Here is a 19,104-nt window from a genome sequence, read left to right as displayed (position 1 = left end):
AGAGCTTACTATCTGACCTACGCGGGCTGAAGCCCGCGCTACCGCTTTTCCTCTATGCCCCTGCAACTTCCGGCCGACCTCTCGACCCGGCCCACGCCCTTCTACCTCTACGACCTGGCCCTGCTCGGCCAGACGCTGACGGCTGCCCGCACCGCCGCCCAAGCGCACGACATTCAGGTGCACTACGCCCTGAAGGCCAACGCCAACGACCCCATTCTGCAGCTGGTGCGCGAGCATGGCTTCGGGGCCGACTGCGTGAGCGGCAACGAGGTGCGGCGCGCCCTCGACGCGGGCTTCGCGCCCGACCACGTGGTGTTTGCCGGCGTGGGCAAGTCCGACGCCGAAATCAACCGCGCCCTGGCGGCCGACATCTGGTGCTTCAACGTGGAATCGGCCCCCGAGCTGGCCATCATTGATGAGCTGGCCGGGGCGCAGGGCCGCCGCGCCCGGGTGGCGCTGCGCCTGAACCCGAATGTGGACGCGCGCACCCACCACTACATCACCACCGGCCTGGAAGCCAACAAGTTCGGCATCAGCATGGGCGACCTGCCGCAGGTCATCGAGCTGCTGGAGCGCCTGCCGCACGTGGAGCTGGTGGGCCTGCACGTGCACATCGGCTCCCAAATCACCGACTTGGGCGTGTTTGAGACGCTGGCCCACCGCGTGAACGAGCTGCAGCGCTGGTTTGAAAGCCGGGGCCTGCGCCTGCCGCACCTGAACGTGGGCGGCGGCCTGGGCGTGGATTACCACGAGCCGGACGCGCACCTGGTGCCCGACTTTGCCAGTTACTTCGGCCTGTTTGGCCGCCTGCTGCAGCGGCGGCCGGGCCAGCAGGTACACGTGGAACTGGGCCGTGCCCTGGTGGCGCAGTGCGGCACGCTGGTGAGCCGGGTGCTGTACGTGAAGGAAAGCCAGCAGACGCACTTCGCCATTCTCGACGCGGGCATGACCGAGCTGATCCGCCCGGCCCTCTACCAAAGCTACCACCGCATCGAAAACCTCACGAGCCAGGCCCCGGAGCGCGCCTACGACGTGGTGGGGCCCATCTGCGAGTCGTCGGACACCTTCGGCCGCAAGGTGCTGCTGCCCGAAACCCGCCGCGGCGACGTGGTGGTGCTGCGCACGGCCGGCGCCTACGGCGAGGTGATGTCGTCGCACTACAACCTGCGCGACAAGGCCGAGGCCGTGTACGTGTAGCAGCCCCTGGCCGCGTCGTTGTTACCTAAATGAACAGCGCCCGAAACTCCTGGTGAGTTTCGGGCGCTGTCTGTTGATAGAATGGCGGGTTGTTTTGCCCGCTGATGCTGCCAACCGGGGCGCGTGCTCGTGCCCCCTTACCAGCCGCCGTAGTAAATCGTCCAGGGGCCGACGTGCTCGTGCTCGGGCAGTCCTTGCACCAGCCACCGGCGCTCGGCGGGCAGCTCGCCTTTTACCAGGAGCACCGGGTGTTGCCGCAGCAGAGGGCCCAGCACGGTGGTGTCGGCGGGGTTTTGCAGGTTGATCAGGTTCTGGTGCCACGCCTCCCCTGCTTCAAACTGCGTTTCGCGCTGCAGGGCGTGGTTGCCATCGTAGAGCGAGACGGGCAGGCGCTGCTGCTCAAAGGCCAAGGAGGGCAGCAGCTCGTTGTAGACGAGCACCGGGCGGTCGGTCAGCTGCAGTTCGGCCAGTCGCCGGGCTACCGGGCGGCTGCCGTTGGCGCGGGCCTCGATCTGGCCCAGAATGGGCTTGGCCGCCGCCAGCAGGCCCACCGTGAAGAGCACGGCCAGCACCAGCAGACGCGGGGCGATGCGCACTTCTTCCCAGAACATGTGCACGAACAGCAGCAGCAGAATGCCCCCGGCGGGCCACAGCGCGTTGACGGGCTTGATGTTCAGGCCAAAATCGGCGCCGAGCAGCGGCAGCAGGCACAGCCCGCCGAGCAGCAGCCCAAACAGCGCCGTGAAGCCCACGTACCAGCGCAGCAGCACGGCATCGGTGCGGCGGCCGAGCAGCTCCACCGTCAGCAGGGCCACGCCGGGGAAGATGGGCAGCACGTAGAGCAGCAGCTTCGACTTGGAGAGCGAGAAAAACAGCAGCGGCACCAGCACCCACCACAGCAACACCTGCTGCCAGCGCCGCCCGAGGCCGCGCCAGCCCGTGCGCACCAGCTCGGCCAGCAGCGCCGCCGACCACGGCAACGAGCCCAGCGGGGCCAGTACCAAGTAAAACCACCAGGGCTTGCTGCGGTTGAAGGTGGCCGCGTTGGCGAAGCGCTCCACCGTATGCTCGAAAAGAAAGTAGCGGACGAATGCGGGGTTGTCGGCCATCAGCACGAGGTACCAGCTCAGGCCTACCAGCGCAAACAGCACCCCGGCCAGCAAATGGTGCGCGCTCCACGCGCGGCGGGCTGTGCCCTTGGTCAGGTGCAGGCTGATAACGGCCATGGCGGGCAATACCACCGCCACCGGCCCCTTGGTCAGAAAGCCCAGCCCCAGGGCCACCCAGCCCAGGTACAGCCAGCGCGCCGCGGGGCGAGGCGGCGGCGTGCAGTGGTAGCGTACGAAGGAGTAGGCGGCCAGCAGCTCCAGCGTGGCCAGGTAGGCATCGGTGGTCACGTTCAGGGCCGAAATCAGCACCACCGGCAGCGTGCCGTACACCACGGCCGTCGCCAGGGCCCGGCGCCGGTCGCCGCTGAACATGAGCAGGGCCAGGGCGTACATCAGCGCCACCTGCGCCAGCACGGCCAGCACCGGCAGCACCCGTACGGCTCCGGCCGAGCCGCCGAACAGGCCCAGGCCCGCGGCCGTGAGCCAGTAGGTGAGCGGTGGCTTGTGAAAGTGCTGGATGCCAAGCAGCCGCGGGTGCAGCCAGTCGCCGCCCACGAGCATTTCGCGGCCGATTTCGGCGTAGCGGGCCTCGCTGCTTTCGAGCACGCCCCAGGCGTTCAGGTTCAGCAGAAACGCCCCGCCGAGCGCGGCGAGCAGCAACCATAACCACAGGCGCGAGGACATCGGAGGCAAAGCAGGCATAAGCGGAGTGCGGGTGAAGCGGGGCAAAAATAGCCCAAAACCGGCCGTTCCGGCGCTTAGCGCACCCGGTCCCAGACTTCGCCCGTCACCGACTCCATGCGCACGATGCCGTACTGCCGGTCGTAGTACAGACGGTTGATGCGCTTGGTCCCGGCGCAAAACGAGCATACGCTACCCGAGCTGGCTAGAGTAAGAACTTCCCCGTATGCCTGCCCCCGTACCAGCAATGCCCCCGTCGGCGGGTGGGTTGCCCCAAACGTGAAACCGGGAGTAAACAAGTCGTCCAGGTTGGTTCCCAACAAGTCGTCGCCCTGCACCTGTACGCCGAGTACGCTGCCCTGCTGCGGTGGATTGGTTTTATCGATGCCGGCAGGCAAATCCCGCCTGAACCGAATCTGCAGGTACTCCAGCGAATCCACGCGGGCCCAAAGAAGCTCCCGTTGGTCGTAATAGTAACGTACCGTTGCACCGAGCGGCCCGAAGTTTCCCGTGGAATATACCTGCTTCGTTTCCGTCGTTTCCCGCAGCCGATAACGCCGTTGCCGGCCCTGCGCATTTTCGAATACCCATTCAGCGCCGGCTCCGCCCAAGAACCACGCCCGGTCATCAGCGGTGAACTGATAATAGGGTTTGCCAGGCGTCGGCTCCTCCTGCGCACAACTGCTCAGGGCCCATAGCCCGACCACGGCTAACGAATAGGAATGAGGCTGCTGCATAGTCAGTAACCTACCACCGTGGATGCTGGGTTACTATCCGATTTTGTGAATTTTCAGACTTTATCCGGCCATTGTTTTATCGGTCTCGTTTTCAGATAACCCGATTGTCATCAGCGAATAACGACTTCCGCATGCGCATCCTGCTCACCGGCGCCACCGGCTACATCGGCCAACGCCTGCTGCCGCTGCTGGTGGCGGCCGGCCACGAGGTCACCTGCCTCGTGCGCGACCCGCGCCGCTTTGCGCTGCCGGCCCCGCTGCAGGGCCGCGGGGTGCGCATTGTGCAGGCCGATCTGCGCCAGCCCGATACCCTGGCCCAACTTCCCACCGACTTCGACGCGGCGTACTACCTGGTGCACTCCATGAGCACCAACGGCCGGGACTTCGCGCGGGCCGAGCAGGAATCCGCGCGCCACTTCGTGCAATACCTCGACCGCACCCCGGTGCGGCAGGTGGTCTACCTCTCGGGCATCGTCAACGACGAGCACCTCTCGGAGCACCTCCGTTCGCGGCGCGGCGTGGAGGACGAGCTGCGGCGCGCGGCGCGGGCGCAGGCCACGGTGCTGCGCGCCAGCATCGTCATCGGCTCGGGGTCGGCATCGTTTGAAATCATCCGTGACCTGGTGGAAAAGCTGCCCGTGATGGTGGGGCCGCGCTGGCTGAACTCGCGCTGCCAGCCCATCGGCGTGCGCGACGTGATGCACTACCTGCTGCAGGTGCTCGACCACCCGGCCTGTCTGGGTCAGAGCTTCGACATCGGCGGGCCCGACGTGCTCACCTACCGCGCGATGCTGGCGGGCTTTGCCCGCCAGCGCGGCTTCCGGCGGCGCATCGTTACCGTGCCGGTGCTCACGCCGCGGCTCTCCTCGCTGTGGCTGTTTCTGGTCACGCGCACCTCGTTTTCGCTGGCCCGCAGCCTGGTGGACTCGCTGCGCAACGATACCGTGGTCAGCCCGGCCCGCAGCATCGGGCGGGTGCTGCCGCACCGGTGCATGACGTACCCGGAGGCGCTGGCGCTGGCGTTTCAGCGCATCGAGCAGAACGAGGTGGTCAGCAGCTGGAAGGACGCGGCCAGCAGCGGCGTGGCCGACCAGAACTACATGGATTACGTGCAGATTCCGCAGCACGGCATGTTTTTCGACCGGCAGACGCTGCGCTTTACCCGCCCGGCCGACGAGGTGCTCGACAACGTGTGGCGCATCGGTGGGCGGCGCGGCTGGTACAAGGTGGACTGGCTCTGGCGCATCCGCGGCGTGCTCGATAAGCTGGCGGGCGGCGTGGGGCTGCGCCGCGGCCGCCGCTCCCCCTTCGACCTGCGCCCCGGCGACCCGCTGGACTTCTGGCGGGTGCTGGTGGCCGACCGCGCCGGGCGGCGGCTGCTGCTCTACGCCGAAATGAAGCTGCCCGGCGAGGCCTGGCTGCAGTTTCGCATCACCGACCACGACGACGGTTCGCACACGCTGGAACAGCTGGCCGCCTTCCGGCCCGACGGGCTGGCCGGCCGCCTGTACTGGTACGCATTGGTGCCCTTCCACTTCGTCATCTTCCGGGGCATGATTGAGAACATTGTACAGTACCCGCGGCAGATGGCGCCGCAGCCCGCGCCGGGGCCGGGCCTCCGATAATATCCTCCGCCATCAACGACTATGCCTTTTCAATCAAGCAATTACCCGTATGAATCCACTATAAAAAAGTCTGATTCGGGGCAAATTTAGTGGTAGGGCGAAGCAGCCGCGCGGCTATCTTGAATAGCTGCGCGGCCACTGCTGGCGTGTGCCGCCCCGCTGCCTATGCCCCACCTCGACGCCTTGCTGCTTCCCTCCCCGGTGGGGCATGCTTATTACACCACCTGCTACGTCCTGGCCTTTCTCTTGAACCAGGTGTTGCTGCTGTGGGAAGGCCACCGGCGCGGCTACCCGCTGCGCCCCTGGCTGCTGCTGACCACTGGCAGCACCTTGGCGTTCATTGTGGGCACCAAGCTGATAGCCATGTCGGCACCCGAGTGGGCCGCGCTCTGGCAGCAGGGCGAGTGGCCATCCCACACGGCGCGCTCGGTGCTGGGCGGCGCCGTCGGGGGCACGCTCGCGGGGCTGGTGCTGCGGCGCTGGCTGGGCTTCGGCTGGCACGCGTTTGATGCTTTTGCCCTGCCCATGTGCGCGGCCTACGCCCTGCAATGCGTGGGTTGTCTGCTCACCGGCTGCTGCTTTGGCCACCTGGCCCCCGCCGGTTTCTGGGGCGTGCAGTACGCGCCCGGCACTTTGCCCTACCTCGCGCAGCTGCACCAGGGCTTGATAGCGCCATCCGCCGCGCACTCCCTGCCGGTGCTGCCCACCCAGCTGTACACGGGCCTCACGGCGCTGCTCACCGGCGCCATTCTCTGGCTGACGCGCCACCGCCCCTGGCCGGGTGGCAGCTGGCGCCTGCTGCATCTGGCGCTGCTGCTGGCCGCGCGCTTTCTCATCGAGTTTGGGCGCGACCCAGCCGGCGAGCAAGTGGGCGCGGCCCTGCGCCCGATGGCGGACCTGCCACTCAAGCAGGTACAATGGGCTCTGCTGCCCTTGGTGCTGCTCGCGGTTGGCTGGTGGCTGTGGCGTACGCGCGCACGGCCAGGGCGCGTGCCCCCCCCCGAAATCATTCCGCCCAGCCGCCCGCTACGCAACCTGCTGGCGGTAGCGAGTTTGCTGGCGGCTACTGCCCTGCTCGGTCCCGGTGCCCTCACCCTGCCCGAAATGTTGGTGGTGAAAGCAGCCCTGACGGTCGTGCTGGTGCTGGAAGTAGCGGCGCTGCTGCACCGGGGCACCGCCCAGCCCCGCCGGCTGGGGCTGCCGCTGGGCCTGGCTTCGGCCGTGCTGCTATTGACCAACCAAGCTCCGCCACCAGCTGATAGCGCCCGCGCCCGCCATTCCCTGACCCTGAGCGTAGGCAGCAGCGGCGGCGCCTACGACGAGGACCGCGTGGTGACCCCACCAACGGGCTGCTCGGGCTCGGGCGGAGCGCCGGAGCGCCGGGCCTACTACCACCGCTACGCCGTTCACGGCGGCTCAGCGGAGCTGACCATCGACAATCCGCGCAAAGCCGTGAGCGGCGTGGGGCTGGGCGTGTGGCTGGGGCCGGAGCAGCAGGGCGTCCGCACCCTGGTCCCGGGCGGGCCCTTCCTCACCGGCAGCCCCGACAGCAGCAGCACCCGGCGCCTGTTCTCGCTCAATCCCTACGTCGCCTTCCACGAAGCCGACGGCATCGGCCGCTTGTACCTGGATTACCGCCTGGGCCTGCACCTGGGCCAGCTGGCCTATCCGCACCACCGCGACAAGTCCTTTGCGGTGGGCCGCGTGCCGGTGCTGCCCGATATGCTGCTGCGCATCGGCAAGCCCGGCGGGGCGTTCGGGCAGTTTGAAACGGGCTACGGCCCGGCGGCCGTGGGCAATTACTCAGCCCGCCTGGGCGTGGGCTGGGGGCTGCGCGACGCCCGTAGCAGCTACGTGCTGGCGGGCGTCGGCCTCGCCAATCACCACCCGCACGCGGCTATGGGCTTCGTCAGCGGGCGGGTGCAACTGGGCCGTTCGGGCTTTGCGCTGGAGCCGTACGCGGCCACCAACTTCGGCCGGTTGTACCAGCTCAGCGGGCGGCTTTTCTACAGCATTCCGCTGCAGCGCGGCCGCTAGCCGCTCGTAGCTTTGCGGCATGACGCGCCTACGCCTCGGCTTCCTGCTTGCCACGAGTTGGCTGCCCCTGTACGGGGTGGCCCAATCCACCACCCCGGGCCGCACCGTGGAACGCCTGTCCGTAGCGCAGGCGCACGCCTTGTGGGGCAAGCTGCCGGGCACTTTCCCGGACACTTACCGGGCATTGGGCGCCACAGTGGCCTACCGCAACCGCTGGCGCGAGGCCGATGCGGATTACGACACGGACGTCACCATCGGCCTGCGCTTTGGATTGGGCAAGAGCACCCGCACGGGCTACGCGCCCGGCAACCGCTCGGTGGAAACGAGTTTGCGCGGCCTCAATCCCTTCGTGGCGGCCGATGGGCGCTACTTCGGCGCGGCGCTCGGCGCGTGGCTGGGCAAGCTGGGGCGGTTTCGGGGCTCCGGCACCGTGCATGTGGTGCCGCAGGTGCGGGTGCGCGCCGGCCGCCTCGACGGCTGGCACGCCCAAATCGACTACGCCGAGGAGTTGCTGGGCTTCGGCAACCCGCCCGCCCGGCTCGGCGGCGGCACGCGCCTGCCGGGCACGCCGCTCACCGTGCTGGTGGGCGCGGCTATTCCGACGGCCGCGGCCGAGGGCAGCGAAGTACAAGCCTTTGCGCGCGTGGGGCTGCGGCTCGGGCGTACGTTTGAGGCCAGCAGCTACGCGCAGCCGCGCTTCAGCGCGGCCGCCCCGACGCAGCTTGGCTTCTCCTTGGGCTACGTGCCGTGAAACATCCTTTTGCAGGTGCCTCCGCAGACGCACCAGCCCGTTTAACGGCACATCCATGCACCGCGTCGGGTGACGAGGGCGTAGCAGCAGAAGCGGGGTTGTTCGGTGCGGCACCTCAGCACCGGCGGCCCGACCCGAAGAGGAATTAACCATCAGTAACCGTAATCTTCCAGGCGGCCCAGGGTTCGACTGTGCTCAACCGGACGTTCTTTTTTCGATACGACTACTGACCAGCTCTTCGGGAGCCATACGTCGCCCCACCGCTCCCCCGGCCATTACCCGGCTTGGGGCCACTTTCGGCGCGGGTACGTATCTTGAGCCTACACCCATTTTGCTCACCTTAGCCTTTTCTGCATATGCGCCCTTCGCTACTCCTTTTCCTGTTCTGGCTGCTGACTGGTAGCGCTTGGGCGCAGGCGCCCACATTTCAATGGAGCGTAGCGGCCGGCGGCACGCTGGCTGACGAAGCCCGCGGCCTGGTAGCCGACGCGCAGGGCAACAGCTACGTGGCGGGCATCTTCCGCGGCACGGCGAGCTTTGGCACGGGCACGGCGGCGGTGCAATTGGTGGCCACCCCCAGCGGCGGCACGGCCTCCACTTCCGATGTGTTTCTGGCCAAATACAACGCCGGCGGCGGGCTGGTATGGGCCCAGCGCCACGGCGGCTCCGGCAACGACGAGGCCCTGGGGCTGGCCACCGATCCGCAGGGCAACCTGCTGGTGGTGGGCACCTTCACCGGCACGGCTACCTTCGGGGCGGGCGCGGGTGCCGTGGCGCTGGCCTCGGCCGGGGCCGACGACGTGTTCCTGAGCAAGTTCGACCCCAATGGCGCCTTGCTCTGGGCCCGCCGCTTGGGCAGCGCCAGCACCAGCGCCGAAAACGGCTACGCCGTAGCCACCGACTCGCTCGGCCACGTGGTCATTACCGGCGACTACCGCGACGGGGCTACCATTGATGGCTCGACCACCACGCTGGCGGGCGGGGGCGGCTCGGATGTATTCATCGTGAAGTTCGACGCGGCGGGGGCGCTGCTCTGGGCCCGCCGCGGTACCAGCGCCGGCACCACCGACGCGGGCCGCGCCGTGGCCATCGATCGAGCCGGCAACGTGCTGGTGACCGGCTCGTTCCGCGAAACCATGACCTTCGACGGCGGCAGCAGCCCCGCCCTACGCCTTCGCTCGCGGGCTTCCGCCGACCTGTTCGTGGTGAAGTACGACCGCAATGGCGCCGCCCTGTGGGCCCGCCTGGGCACGGGCGGCGCTTCGGAAATCGGGCGGGCCCTAGCTACCGACCGCCGCGGCAATGCTTATTTGCTCACCTCCTACCGCGACTCGGCCTACTTCCTGGGCGCGGCCAACGATTCCGTGCGCGTACGTAACCCCGCCGGCAACGGCGACGACATTGCCCTGGTGCAGTACTCGCGCGCCGGGGCCGTGCAGTGGATCCGCAGCGACGGCGGCGCCGGTTCCGACGAGTCCATCGCCCTGGCTACCGACGAACAAAACAACGTGTACGCGGTGAGCTACTTTCAACTTACGGCCCGTTACGGTCCGGCCGGCACGGGTGTCACGTTCACCTCGGCCGGTACCTCCGACGTAGCCGTGGCCAGCTACACCAGCGGCGGCGCCTTCCGTTGGGCCCAGCGCCTGGGCGGCCCTTCGAACGACATCGGCTACGCCGCCGCCGTGGACGGCACCGGCCAATTGGCCGTGGCCGGCTATTTCACGGCCGGACCCTTCACGGCGGGTGCCGGACAGTTTCCGTTGTTCAGCCAGCCCAGCACCACCCGCGACATCTTCGTGGCCAAAACCACCCGCGTTACCACCGCGGCCCGCCCCGGCGCCGCAGCTACCCGGCCCGTGGGCCTGTACCCAAATCCTGCGACCGGTTCCGTGCGGGTAAGCCCGGCCGGCGCGGCCGCCTCCCTGCTGCTGCTCGACGGCGTGGGCCGCCTGGTGCGGACGGCCTCCGTACCGGCGACGGGCTTCACCCTGAGCACCGCTGGGCTGCCGGCCGGCCGCTACACGGTGCTGCTGCGCTGGGCCGATGGCCAGCAACAGGCGGCTCCGCTGCTGGTGCTGCCCTAGCGCCCGCCGCTATCCGCCCAGCCGCCGCCACAGCCACAGCAGCGCGCTCAGCAGCAGGCTGATGAGCAGCATCGAAACGATGGGCGCGTAGAAGCGGAAGCCCGGCCGCTCCACGCGGATGTCGCCAGGCAGGCGACCAAACCAGCTGAACAGCGAGCCGCCGCCCAGCCAGATGATGGCGCCGAGCACGGCCAGGCCAAGGCCGAGGAGTACGAGAAGCTTACCGAGTTGGGAAGGCATAAGCGTTAGCGGGCGGTAGTGGGTTGCCATTGCTGGGAAAGGCGCAGCTGGTACAGCTTGTCGTAGAGCAGGCGCAGGCCAGCCGACGCAGCCAGGCCGTAGTCTACTACGCTCGTCTGCTGCCCCCCGTCGTAGGTTATGGTCAGCAGCACGGTGGGGTGGTCGGTAGCAGGTACGGCGTAGCGGCCCGTCAGGCTGGGCAACGGCAGGTAGTCGATCAGGGCCGTCAGCTCCTTCCAGGAGGCTGCGTCGATGCTGGCTGCAAACCAGCCGGGCGGCCCCGGACGGGCGCCTGATTCCTCTAGAAGATGGTAGCGGGCCTGGCCTGGCGCATCGATTTCCAGGGTGAACACCGGGCAGGACCCGTAACAGGAGCCGGCCGCAAAACTAATTCGCTCGATGCGGCGCCGCACCGGCCGGGCATTGTACTCGATCAGGCCGCCGTGGCGGAACACCAGTGTGTCGCGCTGCGGCTGCAGCGGCGCATCCGATTCCCGGCCGTTGCGCGGCGTCACGTGGTGGTACAGCACGATGGCCGGCCGGCCCTCCACCCGCGTCACGACGGGCAGCTGGCAGGCCCCCAACCCGCGACTGGTAAACCCCAACGGCTGGTAGCGCTGCGGCCCCACGGCCATGAGCAACTGCGCGCTCGGGCAGTTGCGCGCTTTGCCCAGCACCAGCAAATCGGTGTAACCGTTGCCGTCAACATCCGCCGCGACCCAGGGCTGGGGCCTGCCAGCTACGGTCAGGGGGGCAAAATACCTGGCCGGGTAGCGGACCGCGGTGTCGACTTCGAAAGGTGGATAAGACGGATAGGCCTGGGTCCGCCGGACCAACGCCGTGACCTGCGCGGCGGTGCGCAGCTCGTCGACCTCGTTGGGAATACGCGCCGGTACTACCAGCGGGGTTAATTGCGCCTGGACGGGTGTTCCGGGCAGACAGAGCAGCCCAGCTGCCAGCAAGGCCTTCTTTCCGCGGTTGCTAAAGCTCGCCATCCGCTATGCCACCCACCCGAGGTAAACGGCCGTGATAACCACTACCAGCAGGCTATACGCGCCCAAGGCCAGCCATTCGGCGCGCTGTTTGAAATCGTAGGGAAAGCGTTGCCGGATGCGCTGCTGCACCCACACCGACGCCATGAAGCCCACCAACACGATGGCCAGCGCCACCGAAGCGGGCAGCACCTGCCGAAACAGCAGCAGCAGGGCCAGCAGCGGCACCAGGCCCACGAGGTAGCCCAGCAGCCGGGCGCGGAACAGCGCAGCGGGGCGGACTTTGGGAGGTGGAGCGGGCGTGGGTGTTGGGCGGCGTTGGATGGGTTTCTTAGGCATGCGTCTTGCAATTACTTAATGGGTTGCCACTGCTGTGTTTTGTGCAGTTGGGCCAGCAGTGCGTACAGCCGCATGAGTCCGAAAGTACCCTTCTCCCCATAGTCGAACACTTTCTTTCTGCGCCCATCGTGGTAAGATAAGGTCAGGTAGGTGTAAGGATTGTGATTCATATATACCCGATACTCCGGCTTGAGCTTATCCGGGACGATATACCCAAGCAGCCCATTGATTTCGGCCATAGCAGGGTCGGCTACCTGCGTTTTCTTATGCACGAAGGTCTTTTTCCGCTCATCCGGCACCGGGTATTCGCAGGAACGATATTCTGCCTGCCCCAGCGCAGTCAGCGTCAGTTTCTGCATCAGTACATCGTCGTAGGCGAAATCGGAGGTGTACGTGAGGCTGTCTATGCGCAAGCCGGGGTCAGGCCGTTCATTATACTCCACAAACCCACCAAACTTGTACGTCAGCAGAAACGTCTGCTCGTCTCGTAGGCTATCTATGTAAAGAATCGGCGGCGCGAAATCGTGATACTGCAACAGCGGCCGCCCTTGTCGGTACACCACACGGGCTATTGGGCCGTACCGCTCGTATTCCCGGTTCAGGTTATCGAGCACCAGTGAGTCGCCCATATCCAGCAGGCACACGACCTGACTGGTTTCCGGGTAAGGGGCACCGTAGTCCAGCCAGCCGGTTACTACTACGTCCGTCCGGTCATTGCCGTCCAGATCAGCTTTGTACCAGGCTTTGATACCGGCCTGCCGGTAGCGCCGCTCTACCCGCTTGTCTTGTAGTCGCAGCACGGTATCGATGGTGAACTGATTGTACAGCGTATCGACGCTTCGCAGCAACTGCTGCAGCTGGGCCGCCGTCTGCGCAGCTTCGATTTTGCTGGGTACGCTGAGAGCCTTGTGGTCTGACTGACAGCCGGTGCTGCACCAACTTGCCAGTACTGCCAGCACCAGGCACCCGCTCACGCCTCTTCCCCTAATAGCTGCGTTCATATCGAAAGGCTGCTACTTACTGCTCTATAACTTGCCAGCGCAGCGAATTACGCAGGCCCAGGATGTTTTCATACAGCAGCTCCAGCCCCATCGAGCCTTCGCCGCCGCCGTCATCTATCTGCTTGTAGCCACCTTCGTACGCTACCGTCAGGTAATAATGCGGGTGGTGGTTGCCGCTGCGGGTATATACCGACCGGCGGCGGGCCACTGCCGCGTAGTTTACCAGTGCGGCCAATGCTTCAAATTCCTCCTTCGTCAGCATAGCCACGCGGTTTTTCACCACGCCATCGGTTTCCTCCCGGCAAACGACAAACCCGGCATCGGTGAGGGTCATATCCAGTTTTACCTTCTGGTGGTAGGACATGAAGTACGACAGGGCAATGCTTTCGACCCGCCGGACACCGGGCCGGGTGTTGTATTCCACCAATCCACCGTATTTATAGACCAATCGGTACTGCCTGGACTGCCCGAGCTGACCGCCGAATTTGCGCCGATAGGCTTTGACGGCCAGCAAAGGTTGGCCCCCTTTCCTGATTAGCGTTGGCAGAAAGCAGTACTTGCTGCCGTAGTTCGCCCTCTTGACGGTATACCGTTCGCCGCCGAACGCCATCATCAGCATCACTTCCTGCCGATTATCATCGCCGATAGCCAGCAAATCGGTGTAGCCGTTCCCGTCGAAATCCGCCTTTGTCCAGGGTTGTACCCCCCGCTTGCGGGCTTGGCATTTACAGGCTCGGTTCCGGATGGAAAGCGTATCCGAAATGGTCACGCGGGCAAAATGGCCCGCCGTGTCGGCGGCGTGGAGCAAGGCTGCGGCTTCCTGAGCGGTCTTGATATTATCAATCCGGTTGAGCCCAGGTTGCTGCGCGTATCCACGCACGAGCCCCCACCCGAGCACGAGTAGCCCGACCAGACAGGGAATCTTGCCTAGCCGCCTCACGCCTTCTTCTCAAACACGAACTTCACCTCGCCCTCGGCCGTGACTTCCAGCGCGGCCTCGAACTTCTGCCCCGTGCGCTGCGAGGTGAAGCCGCGAATCACGTCGGACTTGCCCCGGCGTAGGAGCTTGGCCACCTGCGCGTCGGTGAGCTGGCGGCCGCACAGCTCCAGCGGCACGCGGAACTGGCAGTCTTCGCGGAAGCGGGAGCAGCCCCAGGCGGTTTTGCCTTTGAGCATGGTGCCCAGGCGGCACACCGGGCAGGGAATCTGCTGGGGCTTGTCGTCAACGGCGGGCTTGCTTTCGGCGGCGCGCAGCAGCTCCGGCTCGTGGCGCGCGTTCAGGGCAATGGCCGCGTCGAACTTCTGCCCTACGTCGTCCACAAAGCCCTTGATGACGGGCGTGCGGCCCTTGGTGAAAAGGGCGCCGAGCTGCTTATCGGTGAATTTCTTGCCCTCGAACACCAGCGGCAGGCGAAACTTGCAGCCGTCCTTCCAGCCCGAGCAGCCGTAGGCCGTCTTGCCCTTGAGCACGTGACCTTTGCCGCAGGCCGGGCAGAGGCCCAACGCCCCTTCCGGGCCGGGCGCGGCGCCAGCGGCCGGCTTGGCAACGGCTTTGGCCGGGGCCTTGCTGCCGCCGTTCTTGGCCGCCGACGAAGCGGCTTCGGTGGCCGTGGGCGGCAGGGCCACCATGCGGGCGCGGTCCTGCTTCACCTCCTGCACCATTTCCTGCACCAGCGCCTTCAGCTCGGCCAGGAACACGTCGGACTCCAGGTTGCCGGCCTCAATCTGGCGCAGCTTCCGCTCCCACTGCCCGGTCAACTCGGCCGATTTCAGAGTGGGGTTGCGGATCAGCCCGATCAGCTCCACGCCGGTGGGCGTGGGCACGATGCGCTTTTTCTCGCGCTGGATGTAGCCGCGCTTAAACAGCGTTTCGATGATGGCGGCGCGGGTGGACGGCCGGCCGATGCCGTTTTCCTTCATAGCCTGGCGCAGTTCCTCGTCGTCCACGTTGCGGCCGGCGGTTTCCATGCCGCGCAGCAGCATGGCCTCGGTGTACTCGCGCGGGGGCTGGGTTACTTTCTGGTCGAGCTTGGGCTTGTGCGGGCCCGATTCGTCCTTCACGAAGCTAGGCAGCACGGTGTTCACCACGTCGTCGTCGCCCTCGCCGGCTTTGGCGGTGCTGGGGGCCTGCTGCTGCATGGGGTCGCCGTAGACGACGCGCCAGCCCGGGCTCAGAATCTGCCGGCCGCGCACGCGGAAGGGGTAGCCGGCCGCCGCGGCCGTCACCGTCGTGTTCGAGACTTCGCAGTCGGGGTAAAACGCGGCCAGGAAGCGGCGCACGATGATGTCGTACACGTTCGACTCCCAGGTGCTCAGCCCGCCGGGCGCCGCACCAGTGGGAATGATGGCGTGGTGGTCGGTGACTTTGTTGTTGTTGAAGACCTTGGTCGACTTGCGGATTTTCTGGCCCAGCAGCGGCTGTACCAAGCTGTGGTACGGCCCGCTGATGCCCTGCAGGATGCCCGGAATCTTAGGGTACTGGTCGTCGGGCAGGAAGGTGGTGTCCACGCGCGGGTAGCTGACGACCTTCTTCTCGTAGAGCGCCTGCACGGTTTTGAGCGTGTCCTCGGCCGAGAGGCCCAGCTGGTTGTTGCACTGCACCTGCAGGGAGGTCAGGTCGAACAGCGACGGCGGCGACTCCAGGGCCTTCTTGATTTCGACGCCGGTAATAACCAGCGGCACGTCCTTGACGGCGGCCATGGCCTTGTCCGCTTCTTCCTGCGTCACGAAGTAGCCGCGGGCCTTCAGGCGGGCCTTTTCGTCGGGCTCATCGTCCTCGGCCTTGCCCTTCTTGGGCGGGGCCACGTGGCTGAACATGGTGCCGCGGTATTCGGTGCGCAAGACCCAGTAGGGCTCGGGCTTGAAGTTCTGGATTTCGTGGTAGCGGTCCACCAGCAGGGCCAGCGTGGGCGTCTGCACCCGGCCCAGGCTGAGCACCTGCCCGCGGCCCTGGGCGTACTTGAGCGTGAAGAGGCGCGTGGCGTTCAGGCCCAGCAGCCAGTCGCCGATGGCGCGGCTCTTGCCGGCCATGTAGAGGCGGTCGAATTCCTTGCCGTCGCGCAGGTTGGCGAAGCCCTGGCGGATGGCCTCCTCGGTCAGGGACGAAATCCAGAGGCGCTTGAAGGGCTTGCGGTACTTGGCCTCGGTGAGCACCCAGCGCTGAATCACCTCTCCTTCCTGCCCGGCGTCGCCGCAGTTGATGACTTCCTCCGCGTCGGCCAGCAGCCGCTTGATGGTGGCAAACTGCTTGCGCACCCCATCGTCCTGCATGAGCTTGATGCCGAACTGCTCGGGCAGCATGGGCAAATCGTGGATACTCCAGCGCTTCCACTCGGGGTGGTAGTCCTGGGGCTCCTTCAGGGTGCAGAAGTGGCCGAAGGTCCAGGTGACCTGGTAGCCGTTGCCCTCGAAGTAACCGTCCATGCGCAGGCGGGCGCCGAGCACGTTGGCAATTTCGCGGGCCACGCTGGGCTTTTCGGCAATGCAGACTTTCATGACCGCAGATGGGCTGTGATGAGAAACGGATAACTATGAGGAGGCATAGTCAGGCGTTGAATCAACAAAGATAAGGCGAGAAAAAGTCGGTTAAAGCGAGGGAAGTTGGGGCAATACGCTCCGGCCGGCCTTTCTGCCGGGAGCGGCAAAAACGGCTATATTTATTGACTATTCACATCCTGTTAGATATGTCGTATCACTGGCTGCTTGCCTTCTTGATTATAGCCACTGCCTGCGGTCAGGAGGCGGCCCACACCCCAGCAGCCACCGCCCCGTCCCCCGCCGAACCATTACCCCGCCTTCGCCCGGCAGCAGGCCCCGCGCCGGATACGCTGCCCCCGGCGAGGGGCCTGGCCGCGCCCCGTTCCGGCCCGGAAACCAGCACAAAACCGGATGACCTAAGCTAGCCCGTCGATTCGGCGGTTTACGCCTGCCAGTTGCTGCCGGCAGACGAGAGCCGCCAGGATGCTTTCCTTAAGGCCTATTTGGCGCGCCTCATGCACATCGTGGAGGCGCGCGACGTGCGCGGGCTGCTGTCCTTGGTCGATACCCAGACCGTTTCCAGCTACGGTGGGGGCGAAATGGGACGCCATGCTTTTGCCAAAACCTGGAAGCTGCACCGCGGCAAGGCTTCGCCCATCTGGCCGGAACTGCGCCGCATTCTGGCGCTGGGCGGTGTATTCAGCACCGGCGACGAGGGCCGCGAGTTTCGCCTGCCCTACGCCCAGGCCACAGAGCGCATCAGTTGCGAGCTGGAAGACGCCGATTGGTATTCCGTGGCCATCTGCCTGAAGCCCGCCACGGAAGCACACGTTCGGCCTTCGGCCGAATCGACGGTGCGGGTACGCCTGCCGTACAGCGTGGTAAACGTAAATGAGGAGCAGGATGCGGGCAGCGCACCCTGGGTGCGCGTTTCGGATATGCAGGGCCACGCCTTGGGCTACGTTCGCACGGATGACCTGTGCTTCACGGCCGATTACAAGCTGATTTTGACGCCTAAGTCACCGGGCCACTGGCGCATGGCCGCCTACGCGCCCTACGACTAAGCCTTAGACCGGGACAACTTCAGTCGCTCGGCTTCCCCGGTCACCAGGGCCACTTTCAGCTGCTCCATGCTCCCGATGACGCCCGAAAACTGTGCGGCCGCAAACCGCTCGTGGTACTGGTGGTACTGGCGCAGCAGCTTGTCGAGCACGTACTGGGTTTCCTCGGCGTAGCCCTGCTGGCCCACGCACAGCAGCGCGTCGAAAATCAGGGCCTTGATGTAGTCCAGCCGCTGCACCGACCAGGCCAGGCACAGGGCGGTAATGACCTCGCGGCGGAAGCCCGGGGCGCGGGCCATGCGGCGCTTCCACTCGTTGTGCTGCACCTTGTGCGTCATGTACACCACCGCGTCGTTTTCGCCTTGGAAAGCTTTGTTGAGCGTGCCCTGGGCCGAGCGCCAGTCCTTGTACTGGGCTGTGAGGTAGCTCACCAACGGAATGAGCACGGCCAGTAGCGGCGCGTAGCTCCGAAACAACGCCCAGCCCGTGGTTTCGGCGGGCGGGGCCGCGGCGTATCGTTGCCCAAACCCATTGGCGGCTATAAACAGCAGGGGCACGGTCGGCAAGCGGGCGATGATAGCAGTACTGGAAGGCATTAGTCAGACCAAGGCCGCGCAGGGCCGGCTACGTCATAAAACCGGAAGATACAAGCTGCACCCGAAGCTGCCACGCCTGAGGGGCGGTCAACGGACCACAAGCCCGTGCTGAGCCAAGCCAGCCGAAAGAATGGCGGGGCAGCCGTGGGCTTCACGTGACCTTGCTTTTCGCACTTGCGGCAGTGAGTGGATGGCCCGGAAACGTACTGCGGCGGAGCGGGGTCGAACTGCAGGCCGCCCGGGCACAGCGACTGTTACTTGAGCACCTGCGCCCGGCCGGCCACGGGTGGGCACAAAAAAACCTCCGCGCCAAAGGCAGCGGAGGTTTATGGGCGGGTGGGCGAGCTATAGAACCCACTCCGACCCACGGATTAGGCGGTACGCGTAGCTTCTTTTTTGCCTTTTTCTTCGTTGGGGGCCGCTGCCGGAGCCGGCTCGGCCGGGTTGTTGGTCTGCGTTTCCTGCAGTTGCTCCAGCAGTACCTGGGTGCCCGCCGTGAGCACGGGCCGGTCGCGCAGATAGATGTGGCTGAATTCGTCCACCTCATTGGTGTCTACCTCCAGGTCTTTCAGAATGCCCTCGCGGATATCGTAGACCATGCCATGAATCATAGGCGGGTTGGGCCGCTTGCGGGCGTTCTGGATGATGTTGGTCTTGGCCAGGTTGCGCACCTGCTCAATGACGTTCAGCTCCACGAGCCGGCGCACCCGCTCGTCTTCGTCCTTGATGCGCAGCAGCTCGGTTTCGTGCAGTCGGATGACGTCGCGGATGTTCGTCAGCCAGTTGTCGATCAGGCCGTATTGCTTGTTCGACGCGGCGGCGGCTACGCCCCCGCAGCCGTAGTGGCCCACCACCAGGATGATTTCCACCTCCAGCACCTCCACCGCGTACTGCAGCACCGACAGCATGTTCATATCGGTGCTCACCACCAAGTTGGCGATGTTGCGGTGGGTAAACATTTCGCCCGGCATGGTGCCGGTGATGGCCGAGCCGGGCACGCGCGAGTCGGAACAGCCGATGAAGAGGTAGCGGGGCTTCTGGCCCATCGACAGCTTTTCAAAGTACTGCGGGTCTTTGGCGAGTTGCTCTTTTACCCAGCGGCGGTTGCCTTCGAGAATTCGTTTCATATCGGGAGTGGGGGTGTTCGTGGAAGAAGGGGCTACAGCAATGCAGG

Annotated in this window: 16 protein-coding genes; 6 read left to right on the top strand and 10 right to left on the bottom strand. The window is 65.8% G+C overall.

Going from position 1 to position 19,104, the window contains the following annotated elements:
* Nucleotides 1-54: 54 nt before the first annotated feature.
* On the top strand, nt 55-1,197 hold the full coding sequence (lysA, locus tag ACYVKQ_RS11130) for a diaminopimelate decarboxylase (RefSeq protein ID WP_460578238.1): 1,143 nt from the start codon (nt 55-57) through the stop codon (nt 1,195-1,197).
* Between the two features lie 137 nt (nt 1,198-1,334).
* On the opposite strand, the gene ACYVKQ_RS11125 is transcribed toward lysA, so the two are convergent.
* Both ACYVKQ_RS11125 and ACYVKQ_RS11120 read right to left on the bottom strand, forming a co-directional pair.
* Nucleotides 1,335-3,008 (bottom strand): ArnT family glycosyltransferase, encoded by a 1,674-nt coding sequence (locus ACYVKQ_RS11125; RefSeq protein WP_460578237.1) that lies wholly within the window; start codon nt 3,006-3,008, stop codon nt 1,335-1,337.
* A gap of 56 nt (nt 3,009-3,064) precedes the next feature.
* A complete protein-coding gene (locus ACYVKQ_RS11120) occupies nt 3,065-3,427 on the bottom strand; it encodes a hypothetical protein (RefSeq protein WP_460578236.1) in 363 nt (120 codons plus the stop codon).
* 428 nt (nt 3,428-3,855) lie between these two features.
* Between ACYVKQ_RS11120 and ACYVKQ_RS11115 the strand changes: the two genes are divergently transcribed.
* The 4 genes from ACYVKQ_RS11115 to ACYVKQ_RS11100 all read left to right on the top strand — a co-directional run bounded on the left by ACYVKQ_RS11115 (nt 3,856) and on the right by ACYVKQ_RS11100 (nt 10,224).
* Complete coding sequence (locus ACYVKQ_RS11115) at nt 3,856-5,349, top strand: SDR family oxidoreductase (RefSeq protein WP_460578235.1); 1,494 nt, start codon at nt 3,856-3,858, stop codon at nt 5,347-5,349.
* A gap of 165 nt (nt 5,350-5,514) precedes the next feature.
* Complete coding sequence (locus ACYVKQ_RS11110) at nt 5,515-7,386, top strand: prolipoprotein diacylglyceryl transferase family protein (protein ID WP_460578234.1); 1,872 nt, start codon at nt 5,515-5,517, stop codon at nt 7,384-7,386.
* Nucleotides 7,387-7,405: 19 nt separating this feature from the next.
* On the top strand, nt 7,406-8,137 hold the full coding sequence (locus tag ACYVKQ_RS11105) for a hypothetical protein (RefSeq protein ID WP_460578233.1): 732 nt from the start codon (nt 7,406-7,408) through the stop codon (nt 8,135-8,137).
* A 356-nt stretch (nt 8,138-8,493) separates the two neighbouring features.
* Nucleotides 8,494-10,224: an NHL repeat-containing protein gene (locus ACYVKQ_RS11100; RefSeq protein WP_460578232.1), complete on the top strand. Its 1,731-nt coding sequence runs from the start codon at nt 8,494-8,496 to the stop codon at nt 10,222-10,224.
* A 9-nt stretch (nt 10,225-10,233) separates the two neighbouring features.
* On the opposite strand, the gene ACYVKQ_RS11095 is transcribed toward ACYVKQ_RS11100, so the two are convergent.
* From ACYVKQ_RS11095 to ACYVKQ_RS11070, 6 genes are all read right to left on the bottom strand, one after another.
* A complete protein-coding gene (locus tag ACYVKQ_RS11095; RefSeq protein ID WP_460578231.1) occupies nt 10,234-10,464 on the bottom strand; it encodes a DUF2905 domain-containing protein in 231 nt (76 codons plus the stop codon).
* Between the two features lie 5 nt (nt 10,465-10,469).
* Nucleotides 10,470-11,426, bottom strand: coding sequence for a DUF6438 domain-containing protein (locus ACYVKQ_RS11090; RefSeq protein WP_460578230.1), 957 nt, complete (start codon nt 11,424-11,426; stop codon nt 10,470-10,472).
* A 36-nt stretch (nt 11,427-11,462) separates the two neighbouring features.
* Nucleotides 11,463-11,795 (bottom strand): hypothetical protein, encoded by a 333-nt coding sequence (locus ACYVKQ_RS11085; protein WP_460578229.1) that lies wholly within the window; start codon nt 11,793-11,795, stop codon nt 11,463-11,465.
* A gap of 11 nt (nt 11,796-11,806) precedes the next feature.
* The gene (locus tag ACYVKQ_RS11080) at nt 11,807-12,796 is read right to left on the bottom strand and encodes a hypothetical protein (protein ID WP_460578228.1); all 990 of its coding nucleotides are present in this window, start codon (nt 12,794-12,796) and stop codon (nt 11,807-11,809) included.
* 16 nt (nt 12,797-12,812) lie between these two features.
* Nucleotides 12,813-13,604: a hypothetical protein gene (locus ACYVKQ_RS11075; RefSeq protein ID WP_460578227.1), complete on the bottom strand. Its 792-nt coding sequence runs from the start codon at nt 13,602-13,604 to the stop codon at nt 12,813-12,815.
* Nucleotides 13,605-13,732: 128 nt separating this feature from the next.
* Nucleotides 13,733-16,291 (bottom strand): type IA DNA topoisomerase, encoded by a 2,559-nt coding sequence (locus tag ACYVKQ_RS11070; RefSeq protein WP_460578226.1) that lies wholly within the window; start codon nt 16,289-16,291, stop codon nt 13,733-13,735.
* A gap of 485 nt (nt 16,292-16,776) precedes the next feature.
* Here ACYVKQ_RS11070 and ACYVKQ_RS11065 point away from each other — a divergent pair, with 485 nt between their 5' ends.
* A complete protein-coding gene (locus ACYVKQ_RS11065) occupies nt 16,777-17,337 on the top strand; it encodes a hypothetical protein (RefSeq protein ID WP_460578225.1) in 561 nt (186 codons plus the stop codon).
* Here the strand turns inward: ACYVKQ_RS11065 and ACYVKQ_RS11060 are convergent.
* Nucleotides 17,334-17,930, bottom strand: coding sequence for a hypothetical protein (locus tag ACYVKQ_RS11060; RefSeq protein ID WP_460578224.1), 597 nt, complete (start codon nt 17,928-17,930; stop codon nt 17,334-17,336). The two genes, ACYVKQ_RS11065 and ACYVKQ_RS11060, sit on opposite strands and share 4 nt — an antisense overlap.
* Nucleotides 17,931-18,301: 371 nt before the next feature.
* A complete protein-coding gene (locus ACYVKQ_RS11055; RefSeq protein ID WP_460578223.1) occupies nt 18,302-19,057 on the bottom strand; it encodes a carbonic anhydrase in 756 nt (251 codons plus the stop codon).
* Nucleotides 19,058-19,104: the final 47 nt, after the last annotated feature.

The sequence above is a fragment of the Hymenobacter coalescens genome, from assembly GCF_054783195.1.
Note: the sequence above shows the minus strand (reverse complement) of the source record. Positions and strands in the feature narration are given on the sequence as shown.

Coding starts and splice junctions, on each gene's coding strand:
- ACYVKQ_RS11095 (WP_460578231.1), bottom strand. CDS start 10,464: ATGCCTTCCCAACTCGGTAAGCTTCTCGTACTCCTCGGCCTTGGCCTG.
- ACYVKQ_RS11055 (WP_460578223.1), bottom strand. CDS start 19,057: ATGAAACGAATTCTCGAAGGCAACCGCCGCTGGGTAAAAGAGCAACTC.
- ACYVKQ_RS11060 (WP_460578224.1), bottom strand. CDS start 17,930: ATGCCTTCCAGTACTGCTATCATCGCCCGCTTGCCGACCGTGCCCCTG.
- ACYVKQ_RS11085 (WP_460578229.1), bottom strand. CDS start 11,795: ATGCCTAAGAAACCCATCCAACGCCGCCCAACACCCACGCCCGCTCCA.
- ACYVKQ_RS11100 (WP_460578232.1), top strand. CDS start 8,494: ATGCGCCCTTCGCTACTCCTTTTCCTGTTCTGGCTGCTGACTGGTAGC.
- ACYVKQ_RS11070 (WP_460578226.1), bottom strand. CDS start 16,291: ATGAAAGTCTGCATTGCCGAAAAGCCCAGCGTGGCCCGCGAAATTGCC.
- ACYVKQ_RS11125 (WP_460578237.1), bottom strand. CDS start 3,008: ATGCCTGCTTTGCCTCCGATGTCCTCGCGCCTGTGGTTATGGTTGCTG.
- ACYVKQ_RS11080 (WP_460578228.1), bottom strand. CDS start 12,796: ATGAACGCAGCTATTAGGGGAAGAGGCGTGAGCGGGTGCCTGGTGCTG.
- ACYVKQ_RS11110 (WP_460578234.1), top strand. CDS start 5,515: ATGCCCCACCTCGACGCCTTGCTGCTTCCCTCCCCGGTGGGGCATGCT.
- ACYVKQ_RS11115 (WP_460578235.1), top strand. CDS start 3,856: ATGCGCATCCTGCTCACCGGCGCCACCGGCTACATCGGCCAACGCCTG.
- lysA (WP_460578238.1), top strand. CDS start 55: ATGCCCCTGCAACTTCCGGCCGACCTCTCGACCCGGCCCACGCCCTTC.
- ACYVKQ_RS11105 (WP_460578233.1), top strand. CDS start 7,406: ATGACGCGCCTACGCCTCGGCTTCCTGCTTGCCACGAGTTGGCTGCCC.